The sequence below is a fragment of the Bacteroidia bacterium genome (assembly GCA_041391665.1).
Taxonomy (GTDB): Bacteria; Bacteroidota; Bacteroidia; order J057; family J057; genus JAGQVA01.
Genome location: JAWKNO010000002.1, coordinates 1,302,935 through 1,320,218, shown reverse-complemented (window position 1 = coordinate 1,320,218; position 17,284 = coordinate 1,302,935). Strand labels below are relative to the sequence as shown.

At 44.7% G+C, this 17,284-nt stretch carries 14 protein-coding genes and 1 tRNA gene; 9 read left to right on the top strand and 6 right to left on the bottom strand.

The window, feature by feature from the left end; translation table 11 throughout:
* Nucleotides 1-5 precede the first annotated feature (5 nt).
* Together R3D00_17145 and R3D00_17140 are read right to left on the bottom strand one after the other, a co-directional pair.
* Nucleotides 6-968: a T9SS type A sorting domain-containing protein gene (locus R3D00_17145; protein MEZ4774914.1), complete on the bottom strand. Its 963-nt coding sequence runs from the start codon at nt 966-968 to the stop codon at nt 6-8.
* Nucleotides 969-1,088: 120 nt separating this feature from the next.
* Nucleotides 1,089-2,405, bottom strand: a complete 1,317-nt coding sequence (locus R3D00_17140) for a tetratricopeptide repeat protein (protein ID MEZ4774913.1) — start codon at nt 2,403-2,405, stop codon at nt 1,089-1,091.
* A gap of 142 nt (nt 2,406-2,547) precedes the next feature.
* Here R3D00_17140 and R3D00_17135 point away from each other — a divergent pair, with 142 nt between their 5' ends.
* Nucleotides 2,548-3,528, top strand: a complete 981-nt coding sequence (locus R3D00_17135) for an endonuclease/exonuclease/phosphatase family protein (GenBank protein MEZ4774912.1) — start codon at nt 2,548-2,550, stop codon at nt 3,526-3,528.
* 70 nt (nt 3,529-3,598) lie between these two features.
* Nucleotides 3,599-5,731: a DPP IV N-terminal domain-containing protein gene (locus R3D00_17130; GenBank protein MEZ4774911.1), complete on the top strand. Its 2,133-nt coding sequence runs from the start codon at nt 3,599-3,601 to the stop codon at nt 5,729-5,731.
* Nucleotides 5,732-5,737: 6 nt separating this feature from the next.
* Here the strand turns inward: R3D00_17130 and R3D00_17125 are convergent, their stop codons facing one another.
* The 3 genes from R3D00_17125 to R3D00_17115 form a co-directional block, all read right to left on the bottom strand.
* Nucleotides 5,738-6,250 carry a UPF0158 family protein gene (locus R3D00_17125; GenBank protein ID MEZ4774910.1) on the bottom strand — a complete coding sequence of 171 codons (513 nt, stop codon included), beginning with the start codon at nt 6,248-6,250 and terminating at the stop codon, nt 5,738-5,740.
* 66 nt (nt 6,251-6,316) lie between these two features.
* Complete coding sequence (locus tag R3D00_17120; protein MEZ4774909.1) at nt 6,317-6,880, bottom strand: hypothetical protein; 564 nt, start codon at nt 6,878-6,880, stop codon at nt 6,317-6,319.
* A 90-nt stretch (nt 6,881-6,970) separates the two neighbouring features.
* Nucleotides 6,971-9,208: a RelA/SpoT family protein gene (locus R3D00_17115; protein ID MEZ4774908.1), complete on the bottom strand. Its 2,238-nt coding sequence runs from the start codon at nt 9,206-9,208 to the stop codon at nt 6,971-6,973.
* 103 nt (nt 9,209-9,311) lie between these two features.
* Between R3D00_17115 and R3D00_17110 the strand changes: the two genes are divergently transcribed.
* The 7 genes from R3D00_17110 to R3D00_17080 all read left to right on the top strand — a co-directional run bounded on the left by R3D00_17110 (nt 9,312) and on the right by R3D00_17080 (nt 16,218).
* A tRNA-Leu gene (locus tag R3D00_17110) sits at nt 9,312-9,393 on the top strand.
* Between the two features lie 31 nt (nt 9,394-9,424).
* Nucleotides 9,425-10,801, top strand: a complete 1,377-nt coding sequence (locus tag R3D00_17105) for a trigger factor (GenBank protein ID MEZ4774907.1) — start codon at nt 9,425-9,427, stop codon at nt 10,799-10,801.
* Between the two features lie 77 nt (nt 10,802-10,878).
* Nucleotides 10,879-11,604: a GntR family transcriptional regulator gene (locus R3D00_17100; GenBank protein MEZ4774906.1), complete on the top strand. Its 726-nt coding sequence runs from the start codon at nt 10,879-10,881 to the stop codon at nt 11,602-11,604.
* A gap of 30 nt (nt 11,605-11,634) precedes the next feature.
* Nucleotides 11,635-12,681: an alcohol dehydrogenase catalytic domain-containing protein gene (locus tag R3D00_17095; GenBank protein ID MEZ4774905.1), complete on the top strand. Its 1,047-nt coding sequence runs from the start codon at nt 11,635-11,637 to the stop codon at nt 12,679-12,681.
* 2 nt (nt 12,682-12,683) lie between these two features.
* Entirely contained in the window at nt 12,684-14,159 is a 1,476-nt protein-coding gene (locus tag R3D00_17090) for an NAD-dependent succinate-semialdehyde dehydrogenase (protein MEZ4774904.1), read from the top strand.
* Nucleotides 14,160-14,187: 28 nt separating this feature from the next.
* Entirely contained in the window at nt 14,188-15,198 is a 1,011-nt protein-coding gene (locus tag R3D00_17085; GenBank protein MEZ4774903.1) for a class II fructose-bisphosphate aldolase, read from the top strand.
* Nucleotides 15,199-15,207: 9 nt separating this feature from the next.
* Nucleotides 15,208-16,218: a Gfo/Idh/MocA family oxidoreductase gene (locus R3D00_17080; GenBank protein MEZ4774902.1), complete on the top strand. Its 1,011-nt coding sequence runs from the start codon at nt 15,208-15,210 to the stop codon at nt 16,216-16,218.
* Between the two features lies 1 nt (nt 16,219).
* Here the strand turns inward: R3D00_17080 and R3D00_17075 are convergent, their stop codons facing one another.
* Nucleotides 16,220-17,206 carry a type I phosphomannose isomerase catalytic subunit gene (locus R3D00_17075; protein ID MEZ4774901.1) on the bottom strand — a complete coding sequence of 329 codons (987 nt, stop codon included), beginning with the start codon at nt 17,204-17,206 and terminating at the stop codon, nt 16,220-16,222.
* Nucleotides 17,207-17,284: the final 78 nt, after the last annotated feature.

Below are 17,284 nucleotides of genomic sequence, written 5' to 3'. Positions count from 1 at the left end.
TAGTATTATTCGACCAATCGTATAAACTTATGTGAAGTGAAATTATCAAATTTATCTGTAATAACTGCAAAGAATAAACCAGCATGAATCCAGGAGAGGTCTAATGAAGCGGATCCGTTTGTTGTTTTCAGTTGAGTATTTATCAAACTTTTCCCCAACAAATCAACCACTTGAATATTAAGCAATTCGGGCTCGGATGATTTCCGCATGATCACAAGATTTGCGTCCCTGTCGAGAAATGCATAATTGTATTTGGGTACAGGCTCTATTCCAGCCTGGGAAATCTGCACGGCAAGCGTAATCGCATCTACAAGAAAATTATCACACCCTACATCTGTATAAATCACAGCCCCATAGTCGTCAAATATTAACGCAGGCCCTCCTCCGGAACCCGCAGGTGTTTCCAATGGCAGCGAACAGGGTTCGTAAGAAACGGTGTATGAGCTACAACTGCTAAGACCTGTAAAATTTGCGGTTACATACGTAGTGCCCAGACAACTCCCGTCATTGTGGGGGTATTTATTGTTATTATTGACTTTATTGATAGTAAGCACGTAGATGGGGCCTGTCCCGCAGAAATTTGCCCAGTTGACATCATCTTTAAAATTACGGTTAGTAAAGATGATAGTCATCGCATTTGCCGGAATGGTATCAGCAGGGCCAATGCCAATGAAAAGCGTACCGCAATTTGCAAGTAGATTCAGGTTTGAAACATTAGGTGTCTCCCAGGCATTTGCGCAGGTCTTACATATTGTCAGCCCCCCCGGAAGATCAATACTGAGGTTTTTTACAGGAAGCACTTCTTCCTCTGTTTCCAGAATCAGAAATTCCCCCTTACCATCCGGCGCTTCACAGGCATCAGCATAGATAAATGTAATTTTAGGACACTGACTATACAAATGACTGCCCAGGCCTGGCCAAATAAAAAGCAAAGGTGATACCCAAAAAATTAAGGATCGTATTTTCATTGCCAGTTAGTTTTGCAGGGATATTAATTCCTTGCACTATCCTCAACCAGCAACAAAGTAACTGGTTTTTCTGATAGCGGAAAATACGATTATCCGAAATTCTTACATTAAAACAGGCTTTTATTCATCCCATCCGCCACACGCATTTTTCATTACCTCGATTGCGGCCTCCTTCTGAGGACCTTCCAGTCCGAAAACCAACGCTTTGCGGTAATTTTCACATACACTTTCTGCATCCTGCTTCAGTTCCGCCAGTTTTCCGAGGTAATAATAGGAATCCGGATTCAGGACATTAATTGCCAGTGCCTGTTTCAGTGCGTTTGCAGCCTGTTCGTAGTTTTTCTGTTTCATTGAGGCCCAGGCCAGAAGATTTAATGCGGCCATTTCCACATTGATATTGTCTGTGTTTTCAATTACGGCAGCAAAATCTCGTATTGCCCCCTCATTGTCGTCAGACAACTCCTTGTAGTAGCCCCTGCTAAAATAGTTGAGATAATCATCCGGCTTGCATTCAATCATTCCGCTATAAATTTTTATCAAAGCCGGGTAATCTTTTTTCGCCATACCCGCATCAGCCATAAGCTCATAGACAGAGCATTTTTGATCTTTATCGGTCGAATTGTCCAAGACCCATTGAAAATCGATCAGTGCCTGCTCGTAGTTTTCCAGTTGCAGGTAGGTATAACCTCTCTCCAGATAAACATTAGGAATAATTTTTTTCACTGCGGTATCTTCCCAAACAGTAGAACTGGCAAAATCCAGGGCAGATGAAAAATCGGTAATCGCTTCAGCAAACTGATTTTTGAGGAAATAGACCGTAGCGCGGCCATAGTGGGAGTAGAAAAGATAATCATAGGTATTCTTTTCAGCTTTCTTTTTGTTTTTGCGGGGATTCAACGCCAGGCTTTGAGTGAAATCAGCAAGCGCATCATCATATTCCTGAATTCGGGAACGAAGGACACCGCGTTCATGCCAGGTTTTGTACGTAGCCTCTTTTCCTGAAAGGGCATCCGTAAGTTTTGTGATCTGCTCTTTTACCTGGCGGGTTTGGTCGTCAACGAGCTTAAAAGGGAAAGGAATATTCATCCAATACATTACTGGCTCCCCCCCCACTTTTGCGGGTGTGAACTTTAGCTGTGAAATAACCGGCTCAATAGCAGAAGAAAGCAGAGGACTGACTTCTTTTACAAAGGCATGTTTCCGATAATTCCCCTCTTTATCTACCAGTACCCTTACGATTACGGTGCCTTCCAGATTTTGATCTATGGCTTCCTGCGGGTAGCCAATGGCTTTTCTGATTTCATTGAGATTCAGCGGAACAGGTTCTTCATTTACAAAAATGAAAGAACTCATCTCCGGCTCTTCATCCTGAGCACGCAACCAGAGTGGCAGCGAAATCAAGGCAGCCACAATCCCAAAAACAAAAAAACGCTTCATACTTCTATACGATATATCGGGGTTCAACATGGGGCAAATGTACACATTCAGCGCGATTCTAAAACCAAACTTTTCCATTGGGTGCGCACCTATTGGCAAAATTGGTACATTGTGACGTCAAACAAACCCTTACCTACATATTATGAAGGACCGAACATTCAGGATAGGCACTTTCAACGTTTTAAATCTGGTTTTACCAGATACCACTTATTATGGCAACCGCCGCTATTCCAGCGCAGAATACGGAAAAAAAACAGATTGGATTGCAGGGCAGATCGACAAAATGGCTCCTGACCTGATAGGTTTTCAGGAAGTGTTCCATCCTGAAGCACTAGAGGAAGCGCTGAAGAAAAGCCGCTATTTGAATAAGGCAAACATATTGGTCGCAGCACCTGATGGAGAACTGCCCAAAGTAGGCCTGGCTACCCGGTTTGAAATTATTTCCCATGAAGTTTTTCAAACCATTCCCCTGTCACTGGAAATGGATGGCGTACAGATACCGGTAAGTACTTTCTCCCGGCCAGTCTTAAAAGCGCGTGTACGTGTGAATTCTCAATTGGATCTGACTGTATTTGTTGTACACTTAAAATCCAAAAGACCTGTATTCATGGATGGAGAAAGCAGAGAAAATCCGGTAGATCTGGCGAAGGGGCAAACGCGGGCATTGATCCGCCGGAGTATTGAAGCAGCAGGGCTGCGCCAACTGCTTATGGATTCACTGCAAAACCGGACGGAGCCGGTTGTGCTCATCGGAGATGTAAATGACAATGGGCTTGCTGTCAGTACAAGGATTATTTCCGGAGAGCAACCCCACCGAAAATACCCACAAGAGGTCAAACAAGCCATCTGGGATGTGTTGATGTACCATGTGAAAGACATTCAGGCCCGGAGAGGGTATCAGGATTTTTATTATACCCACATTCACAACGCGCACCATGAAGCATTGGATCATATTATGGTAAGCCAGGAGCTGGTAGCCGAAAATCCTATGCATCTGGGCCGGGTAGGATTGGTTTCTCTTTTGAATGATCATCTGGTAGATGAAACATTAAGCGATGACCCCGTAAGAGAATGGCAGTCTGATCATGGACAGGTCGTGGCAACGATAGAACTAAGAAACTAACTTTTAAAGGGAAAATTTGTTATTAACTTTCCCGCTCTTTTATTTTAACTGAATGATTGTCCCCAATACTATGAAATTCAAATTACCCATTCTGCTGCTGGCAATTTGCCTGCTTTCCGGTATTTATGCTCATGCACAGAATCAAACCATCGACCTGAAAGATGCGGTTACTGGCCGGCTTTTTCCCCGAACCCTTCCCCAGCTTAGCTGGAAAGGCGCAACCAATGCCTACACTTATGTAGATCCCGTCACCCAAAGTCTGATGGTATCAGATGAAAAATCGGAACCCAGGGTGCTGGTTACACTGGAAGAACTGGGAGAAGCCATCAACGGCAATATCTTTCGGTTTCCCCGCATTACCTGGATAAATGATCAGGTATTCACTTTCTTTATGGGTCCCGATCTGATGAAATATGATATCGGGACAAAAACTTCATCGGTAGTTTATAGCCACCGGATTGAAAGCGAGAAAGAAGAAACCGCTCCCAACCTCAATCTGGCTTATACTAATGGTTATAATATATTCATTACCACTCCCGGTAGAAAAAAGCCCATTCAAATTACTTTTGATGGCAGCAAGGATATTTCTTATGGCGAAGCTGCCCATCGAAGCGAGTTTGGGATTGTAAAAGGGCTTTTCTGGTCTCCGTCAGGACAGAAACTAGCTTTTTATCGCATCGATCAATCGAACGTAACAGATTACCCACTGGTTGATTATAGCCAGGTTCCCGCTCAATATAAGCCAGAAAAATACCCTATGGCTGGCAGCAAAAGCCAGGAGGTACTTGTGGGAGTCTTTGATTTGTTGACAAATAAAACCGTATATCTGAAAACCGGCGAGCCGGCAGAACAGTATCTTACCAATATCACATGGTCTCCTGATGAAAAGTCTGTCTATGTCGCGGTACTCAACCGGGACCAGAATCATATGTGGTTAAATCGATATAGTGCAGATTCGGGAGAGAAAGAGATTACGCTGTTTGAAGAAACTCACGAGAAGTATATAGAACCTGAAAACGGTCCGATTTTCAGAACAGGGCATTCCGATGAGTTTTTGTGGTTTAGCAAACGGGACGGATTTAAGCATCTGTACCTATACAATACCCAGGGAGAGGTAATCAAACAGGTAACCCAGGGATCATGGGATGTGACACATTTTCTTGGATTTACAGATCACGGCAATAGTTTGGTTTATCAAAGTGCAGAGGTAAGCCCTTTGGAGAGGCATGTTTATATTATGGATCTGGAAAAAGGCAAGAAAAATAAACTGACAAAAGATAAAGGTACCCATGAGGCAACCCTGAGCGGAACAGGAGAATTTCTGCTGGATAATTGGTCAAGCCTGAAAACCCCCATAAAAAGCGAGCTGATCAACGTCCGAAAAGCCAAAGAGCAAAAGGAAGTCTATTTAGCCAGCAACCCGTTGGCTGATCAAAAAATGGGGGAAATTTCCATTTTCACCATCAAAGCTGCCGATGGAACTGATCTGTACTGTCGCATGATCAAACCCGTAGATTTTGATCCATCAAAAAAATACCCGGTCATGGTATACGTGTACGGAGGGCCTCATATCCAGCTTGTGGAAGAATCATGGCTGGGAGGGGCAGATCTGTTTTTGCCCTATATGGCTCAAAAAGGGTTTGTGGTATTTACCCTGGACAACCGGGGCACCCCTTACCGGGGTTTAGATTTCGAGCAGGCCACTTTCCGGAGAATGGGTACTGTAGAAATGAGTGATCAGCTTGAAGGAGTGAGCTTCCTGAGAAGGCAGACATTTGTAGATACAGAAAGAATCGGAGTTTTTGGCTGGAGTTATGGCGGGTTTATGACGACTTCACTCATGCTGCGCCAACCCGGTGTGTTTAAGGTTGGCGTTGCGGGTGGCCCCGTTGTGGACTGGAAAATGTATGAAGTGATGTACACCGAAAGATATATGGACACCCCGGAGCAGAATCCGGAAGGGTATGAAACAGCCTCGCTGCTTAACTATACTGACCGGCTGAAGGGTAAACTAATGATCATCCACGGTATGCAGGACAATACCGTAGTTCCCCAACATTCGATGATGCTGCTGAAGAAGTTTGTCGAAAACGGAGCGGATGTCGATTTTTTCGCATACCCCGGGCACGAACATAATGTGCGGGGCATTGACCGGGCGCATTTGTATGAAAAAATCAGCCAATACTTCCTCGAACATTTGTAAACAGATTCAATGGTTCCGGAAAGAGGTACGAATGTTCTGCTTCCGGAACCATTTTAGCGCAGCTTTCCGCGCATAAGCCTGCTTAAAATCCAGCCAGCGGGTACGAAATCCTGTGTGGTAGCTAAGTTCTTCACGAAACCTGTGTAGCGGCTTTTCATGCTCAAGACTTTCGTGAAGTGCGATGCTTACTTTGTGCTCTGCCACACTTTCTGCAAACTGATGCATAAGGTTTTTCATCGCCGCAAATGGAATTTTGGGGATATGCTGAAACCGGTCTGGTTCATGATTCTCCATAAACATCAGCGTCGGAGATTCCTGCACCCATTCAGGTAGCAGATCCAGGCCTGTCTCGTCCCGCAATTCCCTGTCAGGTGCATATCGCAGGTCATTGGTTGTCTCTATCACCTCAAGGGTTTCAAGATCCAGGGCATACTCTCCATTAGAATCCAACATGGCGGAGGCCAACTCGGCAAGCAATGTGTCGAGTCTAATCTTTTGAGAAATCTTTTGAGTGACCATGGCTACTGGAGTATTAATAATGTATCCAGTAATTTACAAAACTCCTGACGGGAAATCAACAGGTATCTAAATAGTTTCCAGGGCAGCTTGCTTCATCGCCACAATCAATGGTTGATCTTCTTCCCTGGGTGATGCGATTAATTCAAAAATTGTCTCATCTCCATACCAAATCATAACAATTCCAAACCTTGGAGACCAAAATTTGTAATGAGAGGGCTCTGCATCACCAGGATGAGCGTATCCGTCAAGCCGGTAGAGTGGAATTCTTTTTTCTGAATAATCAACCATCAGGGTTTGAGTTAGCATGATTTCGAAAGGAGAAACCGAGGTAATATAGACGGAATCCTTTTCGGCTACCAATTCATACTCCTCATATTTTTGCCGGTTGATCGAATCATTAACATTAAGAATAAACTCAATCACCGAATATTCTTCCCCACCCCGACCATTATTGTATTCACTGAAAATTTCCCGGTGGTGATATAACACGCTGTCCGGAGATACGCGAATATCAATTTTCGATTTTTCCGGATCCCCCTGTACGCCAGATTCAGTATAACTATAGGTTGAGATTTTACCGGTTTGCGCCAACTCCAGAATCATTTTCATCGGCCCGCTGACTTCCGGCATTTGGTTTTGCGAGTCTCTAATGCCGGTACAGGAGGATTGAATGAGTAACAGAACACAAAAGAATCGACCAATAAGAGCTACCATTGGGAATTATTGAAATGGTTGATAGTTATGATCAACCCGGGAGACGGTATAAACATGCGGCAACGCCTCCATGCGGTTCATCAGATGGGAAAGTTCTTCAATATTATGGACATATATTGTAAATAATCCCTCAAACATCTGATTTCGCGACTCAATGGTCACCTTTCGTATATTCAACTTCATCCGGAGAGAAATAATTCTGATCAGATCGTTGAGCATACCCTGTTTATCAAGACCCACGACTTTGATGGCGGTGAGAAATGACACGTCAGACCGGCCTTCTGCCCACTTCGTATGAATGATTTTGGAGCCGAAACTCGACATCAGTGAAATGGCTTCGTCACAGGATGTGCGATGGATGACGATTTTTTTCCCTTCATCAAACCCCAGTATATCGTCTCCTGGCAACGGATTACAGCATTTGCCCAGCATATAGTTTTCGATATTCTGCTCTTTCCCGAAAACCAGCATGTCCCGGTTGACGCCAAATTCCTCCAGTTGGCCAGAGACCGATGACTGTCCGTTTTCAGGCAGGCTTTCTACCTGCTGCCCATCTTGTTTGAGCCGGATAAATTCCGGGATTTTCCGGGTATCTATTTTATGTGCCCCGATTCTGTAAAAAAATTCCTCCGCCGAAGGAACCATAAAATAAGCGAGCAGTTCCTTGAAAAACGGGTGATTTTCATCTACATCATACTGCCGCGCTTTCCAGATAAACATAAGCCGGCCCTGTTCTATAAAATCTCTCCTTTCCTTCTTAAGAAAAGTTTTGATGTGCTCTCTGGCACGAACCGTCTTTGCCTGGCGCAGCCACTCTTCTTTGGGCTTTTGCTTTTTTGATGTCAGTACTTCTATTGTATCTCCCGGTTTCAAAGTATAATCAAGTGCAACGACCCGGTTGTTGACTTTGGCTCCGATCGCCGAATTTCCAACCACACTATGAATTTTGTAGGCAAAATCCAGAACTGTAGAATTGGGTTGCAGCCGCATCATCTCGCCTTTGGGCGTAAATACAAAAACATCGTTGGGCTGGAGATTTTCTTTAAACTCCCGCACTGCTTCCAGGGCATTCAGGCTGGGGTTTTCAAGAATTTCGCGAATTTGACCAATCCATTCTGTGAGAAAATCATCGTACAACTCTCCGTCTTCCTTATACTTCCAGTGGGCCGCAATACCTTTCTCCGCTATATCATCCATACGCTGAGTACGGATCTGCACTTCCACCCAATGGCCCTCCGGTCCAAGCAACGTAGTATGAAGGGATTCATAACTATTGTCTTTAGGGACAGTTATCCAGTCCCTCAAACGCTTGGGATTAGGTCTGAACATACCGGAGAGAATCGAATATACATACCAGCAATCCTCCCTTTCACGGCCCTCTCTGCTTTCCAGAATAATACGGATGGCATATTTATCGTACACTTCTTCAAATGGCAGGTTTTTCCTGACCATTTTTACGTAAATGGAATAGATGGATTTGAACCGGCTTTTAACCTGGAAGGTGAGTCCGGAAGGTTTGAGCGCTTGTTTTACCCGCTTGATAAACAAATCAATATAGTCCTGTGCTTCCTCTTTCGAAGCGAGCAGTTTTTTACCAATCTCCTGATAGGTAGTAGGATTGCTATGTTTAAATGACAGGTCTTCCAGTTCTGTCTTTATCTCATACAAACCCAAACGGTGGGCAACCGGAGCATAAATATACAGGGTCTCCGAAGTGATTTTGAGCATAGACTCCTGCCGCATAGAACCCATCGTCCGCATATTATGCAGGCGGTCGGCGAGTTTTATGAGTATCACCCGTATATCGTCAGAGATCGTCAGCAAGACCTTCCGGAATGTTTCCGCCTGCGTGGAGTTCATCTCATCAATCAGCACAGAGCCAGACATTTTTGTCAGGCCATTAATAATTTCCATGGCTTTGTTGCCAAACTCCCGTCGGATATCTTCCAATTCTATTTCCGTATCTTCTACCACATCGTGAAGAAAGGCACAGATGATAGCAGTAGGATCCTCCAACCCCATTTCTACCACCACGATTTTTGCAACCGCCAACGGATGGAGAATATAAGGTTCTCCCGATTTGCGGCGAACGCCCTCATGGGCCTCCCTCGCATATTCAAAAGCCCTTCTGATCGTCGCTTTTTCAGAGCGGGAAGTATTCCTCAGGGCGCGAATAATACTTCTGTAACCACGGATAATCTCCGTGTCGTAGTTTTTTTGTTCCTCCTGCGTAATGTTGATCATTTTTTCCCCTGCCTGTATAGAATATATTAACGAACTAAATTTCGGAATAATTTTCGGTTAAGGAAAAAATATCCTATCTTTGTCGGCTGAAATTCTGAAAGATGCGGATGTGGCGAAATTGGTAGACGCGCCAGATTTAGGATCTGGTGCCGCAAGGCGTGGGGGTTCGAGTCCCTTCATCCGCACTTCCTTTTAAAGATAAAAAGATATAATACCTTGAACATTACGCTGGAAAAAACCGGTGATCTTACCTCAGAGATCAAAATCCACCTGCTTTCGGAAGACTACAAAGGCAAAGTAGAAGAAGAGTTAAAACGTCAGTCCAAAAAAGCTTCTGTTCCGGGTTTTCGTCCCGGAAAAGTGCCCATTGGTATGGTTCGGAAAATGGTTGGGAAATCGGTCGTTATTGACGAGGTAACCAAGGCAATCTCTGATAGCCTTTCTGATTATATCAGTGAGCAAAAACTCAATGTCCTGGGCGAGCCGCTTGTAAAAGAAGAGCTTCAGGAAGAGGACTTCGACGTTAATTGTGAAAAAGACGTGCAAATTGTATTTGAAGTAGGTCTGGCTCCTGATTTTGAATTGAATACAGCGATCTCCCAAGAGGTAAAAAAATACGAAATTGAGGTAGACGATTTGTTTATCAATACCGAAATCGAAAAATTCCAGGACCGCTTTGCCGATGTTTCAAACCCTGAAATCGTTGCAGAAAAGGACGTTGTCTATGGAAAACTTCAGGAAGTTGATGCCAATGGCGCCGTTGCAGAGGAAGGTTTTGAGAAAATGGTGGCACTAAACCCTGAGCGAGTGGAAAATCACGATATTTTCCTCCCTTTTATCGATAAAGGTATTGGTGAAATCCTTCCCCTTGATATTTTCTCAATTGCTGCTACAGAGGAAAAGGTAGGTGAAATTCTTTTTATTGAACCTGACCAACTGGAAGAACTGAAGGGAAAATCGTTTCAGTTTGAAATCAAACGGATCAACCGTCTGGCTAAAGCTGAACTTAACGAAGACTTCTTTAAAAAAGTCGCAACTTCCAATGGTTGGGCAGATCCTGATTCTTACACTGAAGAAGCTGCTTTCCGTGCAAAATTGGCGGAGCAACTCAAAAATGAAATGGAAGAATCCAGAGACTGGTACCTGCAAAATCAATTACAAAAAGAACTGGTCGCTTCCAACGGGCTTTCATTCCCCGAAGAATTCCTGAAAAAATGGCTGCTCAAATCCAATAAGGACGCCACAGAAGAGGATATCAATAAGGAAATGCCCGAGATGCTGAAGTCATTGAACTGGACCCTCATCGTCAATAAAGTCAATGAACTGTATCCTGAAACTAAAGTACAGGAAGAAGAGTTGAAGGAAGAAATTAAAGTTTACATCAAAAAGCGCTATGCCCATATGGAAGAGCTAAATGATGATAAACGAATGGATGATCTGGTAAACTATACCCTTCAGAATGAAGAGCTCCTCAGGATGCATGTTAAACGTGTTTCTGATGATAAGCTGTTCAGAAAACTGAATGAAATCATCACTCCGGAAAACACGAGTATCAGTGCTACTGACTTCACTACCCTCCTACAGACGGTGTAGTATTTTTTCAGGTGACTTTATTTCCAACTTGTACGTACAAGTTGTGCTTCGTATATTTGGTTTGCTAAGTAAACCAAATGACAGAGCGTACCCTGCAATATCAGGTTCTCTACAACAGACTTAAAAGAGAGATCCTTTCTGGTGTGTATGAAATCGGGAGTGTATTACCTTCTGAAAACGAGCTTTGCGCCACAGCAAATCTCGCCAGATCAACGGTAAGGCAGGCGTTAAGTCAACTGGAAACCGAAGGTTATATATTCAAACAAAAGGGCAAAGGCAGTATCGTCAAATCGAAAAGCCGGGCGCTCAATATTCTTTCCTTTCAGGGATTTTCAGCCTCAGTAAATGCTGACAAAATCTCCACCTTGTCCGTACATGTGCCAACCCTGGGGCCATGGCCGGACAATTTTTTTTCAGAACTTTCGGAAATGGAAAACAACGCAGGATGCGTTTATTTTTCACGTGTGCGGCTGCTTGATGGTTCCCCTATCATGCTGGAAAAAACATTCGTCCCCAATCTGAATCTTCCTGGTTTTTCCAAACGATTTCAGGTAACTGCCTCGTTCTTCGAATTTTTGGGCAAACAATATCAAATAGAAATCACAGGTATGGATCAGGAAATCAGGGCTTTTTCAGCTACAGAGGAAGAATCCCACTGGCTCTCTGTCCCAGAGAAGACTCCTTTGTTAAAAATCGTGAGGAAGTACTATACCAACAGGCCCTATCTTCAACTTTATAGCTTATTGTTTTGTAATACCGAAAAGTACGCGATGAGCAATTCTTCCGGAAATTCGGGCAAATGATGACCTTTGACCCTATTAAAAATAAATCATATGAAAGCTGCGATGTATTATGGAAAAGAAGATATCCGGGTTAGCCAGGTAGATGTCCCTGCAATCAGGGAGGGCGAAATCCTCCTTAGCATTGAAGCATGTAGTGTCTGCGGAACTGACCTGCGTACCTTCAGAAATGGCGATAAAAAAATTGCTCCGCCGCGAATTCTCGGACATGAATTTTGTGGAACAGTCCTCGAATCCAGAAATCCTGCCGCTGAATTTCGCAAAGGCGACCGGGTGGTAATGTATATTGTCCTATCCTGCGGAGAGTGCAAATTTTGTCGAAGTGGAAGAGAGAATCTGTGTAATAACCGGACGACCATGTCTTACCATCACGATGGCGCCTTTGCACCCTATGTAGTAGTACCGGAAAAAGCCATTCGAAGAAAAAGCCTGTTTAAGGTGACATCTGACCAAACCTCCGAACAGATGAGCCTGGCAGAACCCCTGGGTTGTGTTACCCATGCGCATACGCATCTGGGCATTGGTCTGAAAGACCAGGTTGCCGTCATTGGTTCAGGCCCCATCGGCGCGATGCATGCAGTACTTGCCCGCCTTCAGGGAGCACAGTCTGTTTACATGATTGACATCAATCAAAAGAGACTGGACATGATGAAACGGTTTGATATTGACGGGACCATTCTCAGTACAAAAGATGGGGCGCATTTGCAGGCATCCCTTGACGTTACTGATGGCGATGGGTTTGACGTTGTGATTGTGGCGGTAAGCAGTGCCGCCGCGCAGGCAGATGCACTCGAAATAGCAGGGAAAGCGGCAAGGGTGGAGTTTTTTGGAGGATTGCCAAAATCCAATCCCACGGCAGTATTAAATACCAATCAACTCCACTATAAGGAGTTAATTATCAGTGGATCCTACTCTGAAAAAATCAGTGATTTTCAGGCCGCATATCAGATGATTCAAAGCGGTCGTTTTCCCGCCGATAAGTTTATCACTCATGTATTGCCCCTTGAGAGGATTCACGAATCCTTCACCATGATGGAGTCAGGAGAGGCACTTAAAGTATGCATCAACCCACAATTGTAGCTATGAACGAAGAACTAATTGAAGCACTTACCGGGAAAGATTGGGGAATGTTTATCAATGGAAAACCCCACTACCCTACCATATCGCGCTGGGAAACGATAAAATCTCCTGCGACAGGCGAAGTCATTGCCCGGATGGTATCTGCTACTCCTGAGGATGTCGATGAGGCAGTCTCAGGAGCCCGTCATGCTTTTGGGAGTTGGTCATCGCTTACAGGATATGAAAGAGAAAAAATTATCCGGAAAGCGACCGCTCATGTCCGCACACAGGCAGATATGATCGGAGGGCTTATGGCGCTGGAACAGGGAAAACCCTTTGCACAGTCCCGAAGTGAAATTACCGCGTCCTGTGATCTGATTGACTATTATGCCGGTGAAGCCGTACGAGTGGAAGGTTATACAAATTCGACAGAAAAAAACAACCTGCAATCCTGGGTTGTTTACCAGCCCTTAGGGGTATGCGGCTTGATCACACCATGGAATTATCCCGTAAGCCTTCTCAGTTGGAAACTCGGCCCGGCGCTCGCAACAGGCTGCACAACTGTCGTAAAACCAACTGAGATTACCCCATTGTCTCCTATGGCATTTTGCATGGCGCTTACGGAAGGAGGCATCCCTGCCGGAGTCATACAGGTAATAACAGGAAAAGGAGAAGTGGGAGCAGCCTTGGTAAGCCATCCGGGGGTGGTAAAAATTGCGATGACAGGCTCTACGCTAACGGGGAAATTAATCATGCGGGCAGCGTCTGCCCAATTGAAAAAGGTTTCACTGGAATTAGGCGGTCACTGCCCCGCCATTGTATGTGCTGATGCAGATCTGGACAATGCAGCAGAGGTCATCGCGTATAAAGGGTTTCGGAATATGGGCCAATCCTGTAGTTCTGTCAATCGCGTTTATGCCCACCGATCAGTTTTCGATGCACTTGTCGAAAAAATCAAACAAAAGGCACTGGCCCTATCCATTGGAAATGGTACAACAGAAAGCACATGCGATCTCGGTCCGATGACGACCGCAGCAACCCTTGATAAAGTGATGCATCATGTGCAAGACGCTTTAAATAAAGGCGCACTACTCATTACCGGGGGGAAAAAGCCTGACGGAGTACAATATGCGAAAGGCCATTATTATTTGCCTACAGTACTGACTGAAGTAAATAAAAGCATGAAGGTCATGAATGAAGAGACTTTTGGCCCGGTCATTCCCATAGATACTTTTTCCACGCTGGAAGAAGCGATTGATAAAGCGAATGATAGCGATTATGGGTTATGCGCTTATGTATTTACCCGCGACTATGCAACAACCATGAAACTCACTATGGCTCTGGAATCCGGAACCGTATGTGTCAATAACGGCGCAGTAAATACCACTTACGGCCCATATCAGGGCTGGAAAGATAGTGGCATTGGGGTAGAGCTATCGCGACGCGCCATTTTTGAGTACCTCAAAACCAAACATATTAAAGTAGAATCCCTCTCCTAGTCCTCATTACCCATAAAAGTAATTCAATATGCTGTTATCTCCATTTCAGACCCGCCAATTGCTCGGACACGCCTTTAACAACTCCTATGCAGTACTGGCGGTAAATGCAGACAGCCATGCAGCTACCACCGACGCTTTGGAAGCAGCAAGAATAGCTGACGCGCCCATCATCATAGAAACAAGCCTGTGGCAAATAAAGGGCCATAGCTATGGGGCAGGAGATCCTGTTTTGGGTGTGGCACGTTATCTTTCTGATCTGATGGTATTAGCCAATAGTGAAAAATATTTCCATGTCCCGGTGATCTATCACACAGACCATATTAAAGGTCCGGAGACCCTGGATATTTTACGGGCGGCTATACAGGGCATTACGACCCATTTTCACGATCAACGGGTTACACTTTGCGCATCATCCATTTCACTTGATGCATCTGATATGTCGGAAGATGAAAATATTGATACCATGATCCGCCTTTGCAGACTCGCTGAAGACGCAGGCGTTGATGTAACGCTGGAAATGGAGTCCGCCGTAGATGATCGCATTACCCCACCGGAAGAAACTAAAAAACTAATAGGATCAGTTGAAGCTGCTTACCCCGGCAAAATAGCGCTTTGGGCTCCTGGTGTTGGCACACAACATGGCTTTACTTCCGATGACGGATATGCAGGATTTCATACGGGCACGATAGAAAAAAATATTCGCCTGCTAAAGACGCTTACCGGCAGAAATATCGGCATCGCGCTTCATGGTTCCACCGGACTTCCAGAAGAAAAATTACGGGCGGCTTCCCAATGCGGCGTAACAAAAGTCAACTGGTCTTCCGAATCGTTGTACATCCGCTCTATGGCTGCCAAAAGTTATTATACCGAATTTTCTGAAAAGTTTGACAGGAAACATAAAGACTGGAAAAATTCCGTGATGGACAATGGTGTGTCCTCCTTTGTTTCTCAGAAATATATTCCCGTTGTTGCTGAAAAAATTGCTATACTGGGGGGACAGGGAAAAGGAAGTGCATTTATTAAATCTATCACCGCCTAAATTTTTGCCATGGACCGGCGCAAATTCATCAAATCTTCGGTTTCGACCAGTGTGGCTCTCGGCCTGGGTCCGTATTTATTGACTAGTAACGCCATGGATCGTGTGAAGGATAAAACCATCGGGGTTATCGGACTGGATACTTCTCACAGTGTCGCTTTTTCAAAAATCATCAATCAGGCTACAGAAGGGTCTCCTTTGTCAGGGTTTCGGATAACGCATGCTTTTCCGCAGGGCAGTGCAGACATAGAATCAAGTGTAAGCAGAATTCCGGGTTATACAGAGGATATGAAAGCATTGGGGGTAACCATTTCTCCCTCTATCGAATCACTGCTGGAAAATGTAGATTTTGTATTGTTGGAAACCAATGATGGCCGTCCGCATCTGGCACAGGCGATGAAGGTTTTTGAAGCGGGTAAACCTGTTTTTATAGACAAACCCGTTGCCGCTTCACTGGAGGACGTGATTAAAATTTTTGCAGCAGCTGAAAAGTACAATGTACCGATGTTTAGTTGTTCTTCGCTCCGTTTTTCCCCTACTACCCAGGAAGCAGCTTCCGGAAATAAAATCGGTAAAATTATAGGTGCTGATACTTTTTCTCCTTCCAAACTGGAACCTACCCATCCTGATTTTTACTGGTATGGCATTCACGGCATCGAGTCACTTTTCACGCTGATGGGTAAAGGCTGCAAAACGGTCAGGCGTACAGCAGGAAATGGTATGGATGTAGTGGTAGGCGAATGGGCTGATGGAAGAATAGGCACATTCAGGGGCATCCGGGAAGGGCACCAGACATATGGCGGAACGGCTTATGGTACCACCGGCGTTGCGGCTGCCGGGCTTTATGAAGGTTATGAACACCTGGTGGTGGAAATCGTCAAGTTCTTCAAATCGGGTATTCCCCCGGTTTCAAAAGAAGAAACATTGGAAATCTACGCATTTATGACTGCTGCCGATATCAGTAAAGCGAAAGGTGGTAAAGCTGTGAAAATTGCTGATGTGTTGAAAAAAGCGGGGGCATAGGTCAGGAAACCGGAACCCAGGCTTCAAGAAGTGTGTATTCCCCATTAGGAATCAACTCCACATAATCGATCGCAGCTGGAAGCAGACAGGTTTCCCCCAATTGAAGAGGCAGTTGATTGCCTAGCTGATCTTTGATTATCAGGCTTCCACCAACGCAAACAAAAATCACAAAAGAATCAATGCCCGAATAATCCCTGCGCAAAGGCTGATCCGCTTCGATTTTCTGCGTGGAAAAATAGGGAGACGAAACGATTGTAACCGCCTCATTTTTAACTTTGGGATAGTTTGTTTTGTATTCTCTGTAAAAATTGTAGTCAATCGCATCGAGCGCTTCTTCCACGTGGAGTTCGCGCAGATTTCCGGCATCATCACGCCGGTCAAAGTCGTAAATCCTGTAGGTAATATCTGAAGTTTGCTGAATTTCAGCCAGCAATAAACCCTTTCCAATGGTGTGTACTCTGCCCGCCGGAAGGAAAAACACATCTCCCGGTGTTACCTTCTCATGGTTTAATATCTCCATGATACGACCACTCTCAAAGTAGATCTCATAAAGCTCCCTGGTCAGAGGCCGGTTGAATCCCGCTATTAGCCCTGATCCTTCATCTGCCTGGAAAATGTACCACATTTCAGTTTTTCCGAAAGAATTGTGCCGGGCCTTTGCAAGTTCATCATCGGGGTGCACCTGAATCGACAGATCATCATTTGCATCGATGAATTTGACCAAAAGCGGGAACTCATTGCCAAATTTCTCATACACCCGCTGCCCCATTAGCCGGCCTTGGAAAGATTCAATTAGTTCGGTAAGGTTTTTTCCCTCAAGAGGGCCATTTTTTACCACAGAAACATTGCCGGCTACTCCCGATATCTCCCAGGTTTCACCACAGTTTGGCAAGGGCGCAAATTCTTTCCCCAGTATGGTCCTTATCTTTTGTCCACCCCAGAGTTTGTCCTTAAAAATCGTTTTAAAGCTAAGTGGGTATAATTGAATTTCGTTCACAGATGATAATTTATCAGTTTATGTATTTACTCCCCTACTCTTCCCGGTCGCCCGCAAGTTATGTGGTTT

Excerpts from the sequence above, each read along its gene's own strand:
- R3D00_17145 (MEZ4774914.1), bottom strand. The coding sequence starts at position 968 with ATGAAAATACGATCCTTAATTTTTTGGGTATCACCTTTGCTTTTTATT.
- R3D00_17140 (MEZ4774913.1), bottom strand. The coding sequence starts at position 2,405 with ATGAAGCGTTTTTTTGTTTTTGGGATTGTGGCTGCCTTGATTTCGCTG.
- R3D00_17135 (MEZ4774912.1), top strand. The coding sequence starts at position 2,548 with ATGAAGGACCGAACATTCAGGATAGGCACTTTCAACGTTTTAAATCTG.
- R3D00_17130 (MEZ4774911.1), top strand. The coding sequence starts at position 3,599 with ATGAAATTCAAATTACCCATTCTGCTGCTGGCAATTTGCCTGCTTTCC.
- R3D00_17125 (MEZ4774910.1), bottom strand. The coding sequence starts at position 6,250 with ATGGTCACTCAAAAGATTTCTCAAAAGATTAGACTCGACACATTGCTT.
- R3D00_17120 (MEZ4774909.1), bottom strand. The coding sequence starts at position 6,880 with ATGCCGGAAGTCAGCGGGCCGATGAAAATGATTCTGGAGTTGGCGCAA.
- R3D00_17115 (MEZ4774908.1), bottom strand. The coding sequence starts at position 9,208 with ATGATCAACATTACGCAGGAGGAACAAAAAAACTACGACACGGAGATT.
- R3D00_17100 (MEZ4774906.1), top strand. The coding sequence starts at position 10,879 with ATGACAGAGCGTACCCTGCAATATCAGGTTCTCTACAACAGACTTAAA.
- R3D00_17095 (MEZ4774905.1), top strand. The coding sequence starts at position 11,635 with ATGAAAGCTGCGATGTATTATGGAAAAGAAGATATCCGGGTTAGCCAG.
- R3D00_17090 (MEZ4774904.1), top strand. The coding sequence starts at position 12,684 with ATGAACGAAGAACTAATTGAAGCACTTACCGGGAAAGATTGGGGAATG.
- R3D00_17085 (MEZ4774903.1), top strand. The coding sequence starts at position 14,188 with ATGCTGTTATCTCCATTTCAGACCCGCCAATTGCTCGGACACGCCTTT.
- R3D00_17080 (MEZ4774902.1), top strand. The coding sequence starts at position 15,208 with ATGGACCGGCGCAAATTCATCAAATCTTCGGTTTCGACCAGTGTGGCT.